The 11,712-nt window shown below is 57.6% G+C and carries 11 protein-coding genes; 4 read left to right on the top strand and 7 right to left on the bottom strand.

Features of this window, described 5'->3' with window-relative positions; all coding sequences use genetic code 11:
* Positions 1-10 precede the first annotated feature (10 nt).
* Both SFUM_RS11945 and arfB read left to right on the top strand, forming a co-directional pair.
* On the top strand, positions 11-1,081 hold the full coding sequence (locus SFUM_RS11945) for an SPFH domain-containing protein (RefSeq protein WP_011699161.1): 1,071 nt from the start codon (positions 11-13) through the stop codon (positions 1,079-1,081).
* 875 nt (positions 1,082-1,956) lie between these two features.
* Positions 1,957-2,391 carry an alternative ribosome rescue aminoacyl-tRNA hydrolase ArfB gene (arfB, locus tag SFUM_RS11950; protein WP_011699162.1) on the top strand — a complete coding sequence of 145 codons (435 nt, stop codon included), beginning with the start codon at positions 1,957-1,959 and terminating at the stop codon, positions 2,389-2,391.
* 195 nt (positions 2,392-2,586) lie between these two features.
* Here the strand turns inward: arfB and SFUM_RS11955 are convergent, their stop codons facing one another.
* The 7 genes from SFUM_RS11955 to SFUM_RS11985 all read right to left on the bottom strand — a co-directional run bounded on the left by SFUM_RS11955 (position 2,587) and on the right by SFUM_RS11985 (position 9,162).
* Positions 2,587-3,573: a nitrilase-related carbon-nitrogen hydrolase gene (locus tag SFUM_RS11955; protein ID WP_011699163.1), complete on the bottom strand. Its 987-nt coding sequence runs from the start codon at positions 3,571-3,573 to the stop codon at positions 2,587-2,589.
* A 36-nt stretch (positions 3,574-3,609) separates the two neighbouring features.
* Positions 3,610-4,320, bottom strand: coding sequence for an ABC transporter ATP-binding protein (locus SFUM_RS11960; protein WP_011699164.1), 711 nt, complete (start codon positions 4,318-4,320; stop codon positions 3,610-3,612).
* Entirely contained in the window at positions 4,320-5,069 is a 750-nt protein-coding gene (locus tag SFUM_RS11965; protein ID WP_011699165.1) for an ABC transporter ATP-binding protein, read from the bottom strand. Before SFUM_RS11965 ends, SFUM_RS11960 begins: the two co-directional genes overlap by 1 nt.
* On the bottom strand, positions 5,066-6,148 hold the full coding sequence (locus tag SFUM_RS11970) for a branched-chain amino acid ABC transporter permease (RefSeq protein WP_049766364.1): 1,083 nt from the start codon (positions 6,146-6,148) through the stop codon (positions 5,066-5,068). Before SFUM_RS11970 ends, SFUM_RS11965 begins: the two co-directional genes overlap by 4 nt.
* Positions 6,149-7,042 (bottom strand): branched-chain amino acid ABC transporter permease, encoded by an 894-nt coding sequence (locus SFUM_RS11975; RefSeq protein WP_041440408.1) that lies wholly within the window; start codon positions 7,040-7,042, stop codon positions 6,149-6,151. It abuts the gene before it with no gap.
* A 94-nt stretch (positions 7,043-7,136) separates the two neighbouring features.
* Complete coding sequence (locus SFUM_RS11980; RefSeq protein WP_011699166.1) at positions 7,137-8,450, bottom strand: ABC transporter substrate-binding protein; 1,314 nt, start codon at positions 8,448-8,450, stop codon at positions 7,137-7,139.
* Between the two features lie 61 nt (positions 8,451-8,511).
* Positions 8,512-9,162 (bottom strand): GntR family transcriptional regulator, encoded by a 651-nt coding sequence (locus SFUM_RS11985; protein WP_011699167.1) that lies wholly within the window; start codon positions 9,160-9,162, stop codon positions 8,512-8,514.
* A 991-nt stretch (positions 9,163-10,153) separates the two neighbouring features.
* Here SFUM_RS11985 and SFUM_RS11990 point away from each other — a divergent pair.
* Together SFUM_RS11990 and SFUM_RS11995 are read left to right on the top strand one after the other, a co-directional pair.
* Entirely contained in the window at positions 10,154-10,468 is a 315-nt protein-coding gene (locus SFUM_RS11990; RefSeq protein ID WP_150109504.1) for a hypothetical protein, read from the top strand.
* Between the two features lie 92 nt (positions 10,469-10,560).
* Positions 10,561-11,643 carry a radical SAM/SPASM domain-containing protein gene (locus tag SFUM_RS11995; RefSeq protein ID WP_011699169.1) on the top strand — a complete coding sequence of 361 codons (1,083 nt, stop codon included), beginning with the start codon at positions 10,561-10,563 and terminating at the stop codon, positions 11,641-11,643.
* Positions 11,644-11,712 lie beyond the last annotated feature (69 nt).

Here is an 11,712-nt window from a genome sequence, read left to right on the forward strand (position 1 = left end):
GGAATTGACCATGGGATTGTTGATCGTCCTGACGGTACTGGCCGTGTTCGTTATCTTTTTCGCCGTGAGAGGGTTCATGATCATCCAGCAGAGCGAGACGATGGTCATCGAACGACTCGGAAGATACCACCGGACGCTTTCCTCCGGCATCAACATCCTCTGGCCCCTCTTCGACAAACCCCGACAGATCGAATGGCGTTACGTTCAGACCGACTCTTCCGGACGGACGTTCGTGCGCAGGGAAACCGTCAAGCGAATCGACCTTCGCGAGACGGTCTATGATTTCCCCAAACAGAGCGTCATCACGAAGGACAACGTGGTCACCGAGCTGAACGCTCTGCTTTATTTCCAGGTCATCGACCCCGTGAAGGCGGTGTACGAGATCGCCAATCTTCCCGACGCCATCGAAAAGCTCACCCAGACCACCCTCCGAAACCTCATCGGCGAGCTGGACCTGGATGAGACGCTGTCATCCCGGGACACAATCAACAGCAAATTGAGAGCGATACTCGACGATGCGTCGGACAAGTGGGGGGTAAAGGTCAACCGGGTCGAACTGCAGGATATCAGTCCTCCACCCGAGATCAGGGTCGCCATGGAAAAGCAGATGCGGGCCGAACGCGATCGAAGGGCGGCGATCCTCGAAGCGGAAGGGTTGAAGCAGGCCCGTATTCTTGAAGCCGAGGGAGCGCGGACCGCGGAGATCAACAAGGCCGAAGGGGAGAAGCAGGCCCGCATCCTGGTTGCCGAAGGGGAGGCGCTCGCAAGAGTCAGAACCGCCGAAGCGGAAGGCATGGCGATCAAGATGATCACGGAGGCCGTTGCCTTGAGCAAAGGCGACCCCACCAACTACCTGATCGCCGTCAAGTATATCGAGACGCTTAAGGAAATGGTGTCCGGACAGAACAACAAAGTGGTCTATCTGCCGTACGAAGCGACGGCGGTTCTCGGTTCCATCGGCGGGATAAAGGATATGCTGGAAACGATGCGGCCGATGCAGAACTTTCCCGGGAAGCCCGCGAAGGAATCGCCTCGTCAGGCCGGTGACGATTCCGACCTCATCATTTCGAACATCGAGTGACCCCCTCGTTCCCGTGCCGCCGACGGGCGCCCTCTCGTTGCCCGTTGGTTTGCGGCCTGGAGCCGGGCGGAACGGAAACGCCGCGCCGGACCGACCCGCCGCACGTCCCCGGAGTCGTCGCGCCGCTTACCGGGGGTGTTTCGTTGAACCGGCGGATTCGAGGCTCCCTTTCGATTTACCTGGTCTTAACCCTTAATGGAACAGAACCCGGGCCCTTGAGACCGGGAATAATCTTGTCAGGAATTAAGGATGTCCATTTGTCGCAATATGAATATTAGTGGAGATATATTCTTGAAGGCAATTCGTTACCATTAATAATTATTCATTAATCTATGATGAATAAATTTTCATTTAGCTTTTATGTATTGCATTTGTTCCATGGATCACTTATAGTCTGAAACTAGGATTCGTATACTACTACAGCACAGTTCCAAATTCCTCACGGGCGAGGCTTGCCTCGCCCTTCCAACACGATAAGGGCAACCGCTGCGGCATTATTGCATCATCGAAGCCATATATTATGCAATGATAACAACTATCAATCCGTAAACTATGGAAAGTCCGGCTGTCATGAACGCCGATCATTTGTATACGTCGGGCCGACTCGCATGGTCCATGTCAAGTAGTCTCACGGATCCCCGGGGCATCGTCGGAGGACCGGACCGGTCCCGGCGAGCGCTCCCTCATCGGTCCCCGCAACGCGGAAGGAGCCTCCCCCCGGGGCAGATTCAAGGGCTCCGTTCCTTTCCGGACCCCGTCCATGGAGTGTCCCGGAGTCCCTCGTTGTCCGCAGGGCTCCCGGCCGCGCCGCAGGCCGGGGGGAACCGAATGGCTGTCGCCGCGCGCCGAGGGAAACGCCCGAATCGGGTGGGCACATGATACGGATAACGAACCGCATATCCATCCCGGAGGAGGAGCTCAGCTTCACCGCATCGCTCAGCAGCGGGCCGGGGGGCCAGAACGTGAACAAGCTGAACACCCGGGTGACGCTCCGGTTCGATCTGGCCAACTCGCCGAGCCTTTCCCCGGAGGACAAGGCTCTCATCGCCACTCGTCTCGGTACCCGCATCGCCAAGGACGGCATGCTCCGCGTGGTGTCCCAGTCGACGCGCAGTCAACACGCCAACCGGGAGTTGGCCGTGGAGCGGTTCGCGGAGCTTCTGAAATCGGCGCTGAAGCGAGCGCCCGTGAGGAAAGAGACGCGGGTGAGCAAAGCGGCCAAGGAGCGGCGATTGGAGGAGAAGAAGCTGCGGAGCAGTGTCAAGCGACAGAGGTCGAAGGGGAATGCCGACAACGACCGGGACATGTGATGCCGGGTTACCCAGCAAAAAGATTCCAGGGGGAGCCTGTTTTCATGCTTCGCGGGTGACGCGGGCGCCATGGGCAATTTCGTTCGAGATGACGGCATTGGGCGGGAGGGTATAAGGCTCTCCCTTGCATGCATGACCTGCACATCGGTCCATGCAAGGCCGATTGGGTTTTCTCGATTTGAACGCGAAAAACCCTTACTGGTCCTTGGCCTTGGCTTCCCGGGCGGCGACAAAGGGCTCCCCGGATTGATCGCCGCATGACACCACGGGCGGGGTCGCAGTTTCATTTACATAGAGCTTGAAGACTTCAGGGCGCGCATAGTGCCCGACAACATCAAAGTCGAACTTGGCCCTTGCAATATCGTTGAGATCGATGTCGGCGGTGAGAATGCACTCACCCTCGTAATCCGGTCCCGCCAGAACCCTGCCGAGGGGGTCCACGATACAGCTGCCGCCTCTCATCATGACAGTCTCGGGGTCATCTCCCTGAATGGCGGCATAGTCCGGCGGGAAGCTTCCCCGCTTGATATACTGGCAGCTTGTGAGCACGAAACAACGGCCTTCCAGGGCGATGTGCCGCATGGTCGGCACCCACGTCTCGCGGTCGTCGGCCGTGGGAGCGCAATAGAGTTGAATGCCCTTGGAGTACATGGCCATCCTCAAGAGCGGCATGTAATTTTCCCAGCAGATCACGGCTCCCATTTTCCCGATGGGAGTGTCGATTACGGGGATGGTGGACCCGTCTCCAAAACCCCATACGAGCCTTTCCATCGCCGTGGGCATCAGCTTCCGGTGCTTGCCGAGCAGCCTTCCCTCGGGAGAAAAGAACAGGGCCGTGCAATAGAGAGTTCCACCGTCTCGCTCGATAACACCGATGACGAAATGCATGCGGTTCTCGCGCGCGGCCGCGGCAAGCCTGTCCGTGTAGGGACCCGGAACCTCTATGGCGCTTGCCCAGTATCGGCGAAATTCCTCCCGGCCTTCGGGAAGTCTCATTCCAAGCCGGCAGCCAAAATCCAGGCCTTTGGGATACACTGAAACGAAGGCTTCGGGGAAAACGGCCAATTCGGCTCCCTTGGCCGCGGCATCGGCCAGGAGGCTGCACGCCTTTTCAACACTGCCTTCCACGTCGAAAGGGATTGCCCCCGCCTGAACGACCGCAACGCGCAAATCCGTCTTCATGTGTTTGTCCTCTAAGGTTGACCGTTCGTAACATATTTATATCATGAGATATTTCTTCTTTATGTCCGGTTGCCGTTCGAGGTCGGCCATGGTCCCCTCGTATCTTCCCAGACCACTTTCAATGATGTACGCCCGGTCGGAAATCTCGGTCGCAAACCGTATGTTCTGCTCGGTGAAGAGAATGGTGAGGCCCAGTTCTTTCAGGTGTTTGAGCTGACGAACTATTTCGTGAACCACGACGGGCGCGAGACCTTCCACGGGCTCATCGAGCAGCATCATCTGAGGATTTCCCATCAGGGTGCGGCCGATGGTGAGCATCTGCTGCTCCCCTCCGCTCAAGTAGCCGGCGGGGCGGTTTTCCAACGGCTTCAAAGAAGGAAAAAGCCCGAAAATCGCCGGAACATCCCACGGAGGTATGTCGTCGGTCAGGGGCGGCTTGGCGGCCACCTCGAGGTTTTCCAGCACCGTCAAGTCCGGGAAAACGATCCTGTCCTCCGGGACATATCCGACCCCCATCCCGGCGATTTCATACGGGGGCAGTCCAACGAGGCTTTTCCCGTTGAAAGTGATTTCCCCGTCGCTGGGCCGGGCAAGTCCCATGATGGTTTTCAAGGTCGTGGTCTTGCCGACTCCGTTTCGGCCCAGCAGGCACACGCACTCGCCCCGCTTCACTTCGAGGCTGATTCCGAACAGGATGTGGCTCGTTCCAAAAAAAGTATGGACGTTCTTCAGCTTGAGATTTCCCATCAGTATTGCTCGCCAAAGTAGACTTTCTGTGCGGTTTCGTTCATTCTCACCTGGTCCGGCATGCCTTGTATGATGATCCTGCCGTAATGCAAGAGAGTGATGTTGCGCGCATGATTGAATACAACCGAAAGATCGTGTTCCGTAAACAGGACGGTGATGTTCCGGTCCCGGTTGAGATGGTCGACCAGCGCCATCGTCTCCTGGGTCTCTTCCAGCGACATGCCCGCGGTCGGTTCATCCAGAAGCAGAAGCTTTGGTTTCCCGGCAAGCGCGATGGCCAATTCCAGCTTTTTCTTGTCTCCCTGGGACAGCGCCCCGGCCATTGCTTCCCTTTTTTCAATCAGGCCGCACAGGGAAAGCACTTCTTCCGTCTGCTCGTTGCCACTTTTGTCCGCGGACCTGAACAGACTGAAAGCCAGACCCATTTGAGCCTGCACGGCGGACCGCACGTTGTGGAAAGCGGTCATTTTCGGGAATATGTTGCTGATCTGAAAGGCGCGCGAAATGCCCATCCGGGTGATCTCGTGCGGAAGCCGGCCGGCGATGTTCTCTCCATTGAACAGAATGCTTCCGGAATCGGGACGGTGATAGCCCGTCAGTAAATTGAAGAATGTGCTTTTGCCGGCGCCGTTCGGACCGATAATCGCGTCCAGGTCTCCCTCCGACAGCGCAAAATCCAGGTTCCTGGTCGCATGGAGACCCCCAAAGCTCTTGTTCAGGCCGCTTACCTCCAGGATCTTTGTTTTCATTTCACAGCCCTGTCGTTTGCCAACTCCGGCGATCCGGACATCCCGTGCTCCTCCGCTTTTCGAGAGGATCCGGACAACCGGCTGTCGATGATCGAGAGGATTCCTCCGGGAAAAAACAAAACGATCACAAGAATGATCGAGCCTATGGTGAGAGGCCAAAACACCGTGTAGCGCGTCACGTAGGCGTTCAGGGCAGTGTAGATCATGGAGCCGACCAACGGCCCCGCAAAAAAGTCGGCTCCTCCTATGAGGGTCATGAAAACAGGACTGCCCGATTGCATCCATCCGAGCAGGGCAGGTGAAACACTGCGCTGGAAGGGGGCCCAGAGGGACCCGGCGATGCCCGCGAACACTCCCGCGATAACGAAATTGAGGAGCATGGCCCTTCGCACATTGATCCCCACGAACGCGGCGCGCCGCTGGTTGTCGCGAAGCATGCGCAGAGTGTATCCGAAAGGCGATTGGGTGATTCTCCAGATGATGACCATGGCCGCGGCCACCACCCCGAGCGTGAAGTAGTAGTAATGGATCGAATTTCGAAAGAAAGGAGGCGAGAGAATGCCCTGAATGCCGTCATCGCCGCCCGTAAAGCCGTACCAGGAAAAGACCAGGTAGAACAGCAATTCCCCGAAAGCCAGACTGAGGATGGCGAAGTAAATACCCGTGAGCCGAACGAGGAAAAACCCGACGACGAGCGCTCCGACCGCGGACACGGGAATGGCGAGAAACAACGCGAAAAAGAACTGGAAGTAGCCAATCTCCCCGGTCGATGCCTGAAAAGCCCGGCAGACGAGGGCGGTGGCGTATGCTCCCAGCCCGAAAAACGCCGCCTGCCCGAAGGATATCTGACCCATGTAGCCGTAGATCAGGTTGAAGCTCAGAGCGAAAAGGCCGAGAATAAGGATTTCGACGCCGACAACGGTGGAGAACTCACCGGCAACCAGCGGCGCCAGAAGCGCCACGGGAACCAGCACCGCCAATACCGACGCGGACAAGCCGGCGCGGCCGTAAAGAGCACGGAACCAACCCTTTCTTTCAGTGCCTTCAGTCGATACACGCTTCTCTGTTGTGGTCGGCATTTAGAACCTCATCTCAGTTCCGAAAAGACCCCAGGGCCGAAGGATGAGAACGGCGACCAGGATCAGGAAAATGATCGCCAGCGCGCCGCCCGGCCAGATCAACACTGAAAAGGAATAGACTATTCCCACGATAAGCGAGGCCACGAAAGTGCCGAGAATGCTGCCGAACCCTCCTATGACGACCACCGCGAAACACTGAACGATAAGATCCATATCGAGCCCGAGGCCGATGGGCACAATGGGCAGGAATACGCCGGCGGAAAAAGCGGCAATCGCCACCCCCAGGGCAAAGACGCCGGCGTATATCGTCGGTATTCGAATACCAAGCGCCCCGACCATCTCGCGGCTGTGCACGGCCGCTCGCACGATCTTTCCGTACCGCGTGCGGTGCAGGAAGAACCACAAACCGGCGGCCACTCCGAATCCGCACCCTATCACCACGAACAGGTAGGGATTGATGTAGGCTCCCAAGGCTTCGACCGGCTCGATGGGCAGGAAGATACGGCGGTTCTGAACTCCCCAGATCAGTTTGATCAGATCGCTGATGATGAGGATCAGGGCAAAGGTGAGCAACAACTGCTCGGGGAGCTCCCGCGCGTACATCCTGCGGATCAGGACTCTCTCAATCAGCCAGCCGACGGCAAACATGAACAGGGTTGCGACGACAATCGCCGGCAGCAGCAGAAGGCCGTGCTGTCCAAAGGCGCTGCAGAACGCCTGGTAGAGGCTGAACGTCAGATAGCCGCCCAGCAGCCACAGGCTGGCGTGGGCAAAATTGAGAATGTTCATGACCCCGAATATCAGCGACAGCCCGGATGCAACCAGAAAGAGCATCATGGACCGGGAAAGACCGCTGAAGAGCTGAATCAGGAGAGAACCAATATCCGTCGGCATACCTGAATCCTGAATTATGGACCCGAATCGGTCCGGCCGCATTCAGTCGATCCATCACATCCGCCCCGGGAAAAACCGGGCCGGCGCGAGCGGATCAGGTTCTCTTCTTCTGCAGCCGGCGAACCTCGTCACAAGTCGGTACCCAAACCTCATGGCCTTGCACCATGATCATGGTCTTGGGATTGAAAATGGGGAATGGATAGTCCGGAGTATCCACGACCTCGCCGACATACGACGGAGCGTCGAGCTGGTTGTTGCAGTCGCGCAACGGCAGCTTGCCGCGGCAGGTGTCGACGGTCGCCCCCGTCAGCGCTTTTCTTATCGCCTCCGTTTCCACCGTCGACGCCTTTGTGACGGCCTGGTCCAGAGCGTTCAAGGAATCGGCGTACATACAGGCAAAATCGTCCGGGTAATCGTCCTTGCCGAACTTCTCCTGATAAATCTTGACGTAGTTCTGCATGATCGGGTTGTCCATGTGCGCGAAAAACGGACACCGGTTCAAGCCGATGATGCCGCGAGGCAAGGTCTGGCGCTGCTGCATCAATTCCGTCACAGGCAGGAATACCCCCGGGTAGGACACGGACTTGAAAAGTCCGGCGGCTTTGGCCTGCTGGAGGAACGTCTCATTGTCTTTGCCCGCGATGGCCCCGAACAGGAAATCGGGCTTCAACGACATGACGGCGGTGATGTACGAGGTGAAATCGGTTTCGCCAAGCTTTGCCCAGAGCTCCTTCATCAATTCAGTGCCGGGAGAAGCCGCCTTGAGGTTCTCGACGAAGACTTTCTGCGCGTCACGCCCCCATTCGTAATCCAGTCCTATGGTCGCATACTTCTTCCAGCCTTTCTCCTTTATCAACTTGGCCACCGCGACCACCGTGGCTCCCGATTGCATCCTGGTGTCCGGGCCGAACATGAAGGTGTAGGGCGTGAAGTTCTCGTGCACGATCTTTGAGCTGTTGCTCGTTGCGGTCAGGTGCAGAACCTTGTGCTCGTGTATGATCTCCTGAACCGCCATTGCAACCGCGCTGCTCCAGGTCCCTATAATCGTTTTCACTTTGTCGTTGAGAATGAGGGACCTGGCTTCTCGAGCCCCAACGTCGGGCTTCGTCTGAGTGTCACGAAAATAAAGCTCTATGGGGTGCTTGCCCAGGAAGCCCCCTCTGGCGTTGATCTGAGCGGCAACCAGCGGCAGTATCTTGATCGGGCGTTCCGAATAGTTCGCGCCGCTGCCGGTGGTGGGCAGCAAAACGCCTATCCTGTAAGGTTCTCCCGCCTGCGCTCCCGTAAACCTGGGTACCATCGTCAGTACGCCGGCGGCAATGGATGTGATGATGAAATCCCGGCGGCTGACCCCTCGACTCATGATCTCAATACTGCGTCCCCAATCCTTCCTCTCATCACCGCTCATGACCGTCCCCTTTTTCCGAATGGTTGGAAAATTTGCCCGCCCGCCTTTTCTGCCCAAGAAGCTACTCCCGTACAGATAACGCCGCTATCAGGAGTTTTCCGGCAGCCTGTATGTGCGACCTGATCACTTCAGTCGCTACAGTAACGTCTCTATCCCTGATGGCGGCATGAAGAATCCGGTGCTCTTCATTAAATTTATTAATATGAGGAGTCAAATGAACCACATTTAATATGAAATAAATGCTGTCATAAAAGCTCTTGATCATGGAGGTAAAGAAATCGTTCTTGCTCATCGTCGCGATCTGCATGTGTATTGCAGTATCGATTTCCCACCTTTTCCTGTCATAGATAAGCGCCTTGTGATTTTCATACAGGGATATCTTCTTTTCCAGTGCCCTCAAGTCCTCGGCGTTTCGATGTTTTACCGCGTATTCCAGTGAGATCACCTCCAGACGTTCCCGCAACTCGAATATTTGCTCGGCCTCCCTGGCGCTGACCTCTTTCATGAAAAATCCCCGATTTCTTTTCGAAACAACGAACCCTTCCTGCTCCAGTCTCATGAGGCTGTTGATGATGGGCGTCTTGCTCATCCCCAACATCTCTTCCAGATCCCGATAGATGAGCTTCTGTCCCGGGAATAGTCTCTGGTTTACGATCAGCTGTTTAATCGCTTGATATGCTTCAATATTTTTGGATGTTTCAGTTTCTTGCATAATCGATGCGCCCTCAACTTTTGCGAAAACGGCGGACCGCCGGCCCGCCGAAAACAAGAATAACGGATCCGCCCCGTCAGTAATCAGTTTCGTTATCTTAAATATGATCCAATTTATTATGCGATTTTTCCCTTTTGTCAATCGCTTTTTTCAACACGCGCAGCGGATGCCCAAGACCGATGAAACCGCCGTCAGCCTTGAATCGAGCGCGGAAGGGACGCGCACGGCAGCGCGGGCCGCTATCCTGCAACGCCTTCCGCTTCGTGAATCACCGAGGCGGGTCTCTACGAGAAAACGCCCCGCCCCCGAAACGCAGCGTCGCTCGAGCGCGGCTTCCATGCGGAAAAAAATTGCAGGAAATTAATTTGATTATCCCGGTGAGGATTCTTAGCTTGTTGGGCATGTTGTGTATGTGCCTATGCGTAGTCCGTTTCACGTCGGAAATCGAAGAGGGTTCTCGCGCGGAAACAGCCGGGTATTCTTCGAGCCGGGTTCGATCTTCGGTATGTTGCAGACGGTCCCGAAAACCTCGTCTCGGAACCGTCGCCGCCGGTTCGCATCCTCCTGGAGCAAAGACTCGAGTTCTCTTTCACGCTGCCTGACGTTCATTTGACAACCCCATAAAGTTGTCCGCCGGGTTGGAATCGGCCCGGTCCCATAGCGACTCACGCTCACGCTCGCGGAGTAAGGAATCAGGGGAAGGCAGGAGGTCGGGGAAAGACCCGCGCCCCGTGCGGCCTGCTCAATTGCAGGGCGGGGCTTCATGCCCTGCAGAACGGTGCTGCCGTCTTGAACCCGGGCCGGAGCGAGGATGCGGGCCCCCGGCCTTTTCGGGAACGATCGAAAGGCGGCCCCCGGGTTTTCACGACAGGCGCTTGCCGGTCAAGTCCCATGAAGAACGGAGATGGCGACGGTTACCGCCTCCCGCGGCTGTTCCGGATTGGAAATCGGGCTTCCGCACGGCAATTCTTCAGGAGGAAAGAGACAATCCATGACCTTGCGATCGATTCGGATAGAATTTCCCGGGTGGGTCTTTCGACGCAGGACCGAGGTGATGTACATGGTCCTGGGCCCCGACGGGTTGCCGCAACACGAAAAGTCCATCCGGCCCGGCAGTGCCGGGCGGCTCTTCGCGGTGGTGAGCAAGTACACCCGAGCCCACATCGATGGGCGTGGGATGCCCCCGACGGAAATCGCGCCGGCGATCTTGAACATCGCGGAGGATGTTCGCGCCGGGAGAGTGCCGACGCTTCGGGCCGGTGAATACATCGCTCTCCAGCGGTTTGTTCGCGCGGGCGGCAGGTAAGCCGCCCATCGATTCCACAAAGAAAGGACCACGCCGATTCGTCCGCCCTGGACGGCGGACAATGGTCACACCCGCCACGGAGAAAGCCTGCCATGGATTCCAACGAAGCCTTTGACGGATTCCCTTTGATCCTCGGCTGGGAACTGACGCTTGAGTGCAATTTGCGGTGCGGGCACTGCGGGGCTGCAGCGGGTATCCCGAGGCAGCGGGAACTTTCGACCGATGAAGCCCTGGCCTTGTGCGATCAGCTTCCCCACCTGCTGGTGCAGGAGGTCGACTTTACCGGAGGAGAGCCCCTGTTGCGGCCGGATTGGCCGCTTTTGGCCAAACGGCTTCGCGACCAAGACATCACCGTCAGAGTGGTCACGAACGGGACCCTGTTGAACGAACGAACCATCGGGCTGCTGAAAGAGACCGGGGTGGAGGGGGTCGGTGTGAGCATCGACGGGCTGGGCGCGACCCATGACGCGATTCGCGGCCGCAAAGGTCTTTACGACGGCGTCATGGCGTCCGTTGAGCGCACGGTTGCAGCGGGCCTGCCCCTGACGGTGATCACCGGCGTTCACCCCTGCAATCTCCACGAGCTTGCGGAGATGATGTACGAGCTCCTGGCGGTGGGCGTACGCAACTGGCGGCTGCAGCCGATCTTGCCGTTGGGGAGAGCAGTCTCCGGCAGCATTCGGTTCCGCTTGACGGAAAGGGGATATCTCGAGTTCGGCGCGTTCGTGAGAAAATGGGGACCCAGGGCCAGAGCGGAGGGAATGGTCATGCGGACCGGCGATGCCTTTGGCTATTTCACCGAGCTTGACGACGGCGAACCTCCCTGGCGCGGGTGTCCGGCAGGGTTGATTTCATGCGGAATAACGAGCGACGGGGGAATCAAGGGCTGTCTCTCCCTGCCCGACGAGCTCATCGAGGGCAGCGTGCGTGAGCGCGACCTGTGGGACCTTTGGTTCAATCCTGAATCCTTCGCGTACAATCGAAAATTCTCCTCCGTCGCCCCAGACTCGCTTTGCGCGGACTGCGACCGCTCCGACCAGTGCCGCGGCGGCTGCAACGCCATGTCCTACGCGAACACGGGGATGTTCCACAACGACTCCTACTGCTTTTACGGGATCAAAACGAGATGGGCCAATGGAACGGAACACCCGGCGTTCCAGAGTGAATGCTGCTGACGATTCGCCGAGGCCCCTCGCACAGGAGAGCCGGCATGCCGGCCGTGCCCCGACCCATCCCGGAACCCC

It is taken from the genome of Syntrophobacter fumaroxidans MPOB (assembly GCF_000014965.1).
Lineage (GTDB): Bacteria > Desulfobacterota > Syntrophobacteria > Syntrophobacterales > Syntrophobacteraceae > Syntrophobacter > Syntrophobacter fumaroxidans.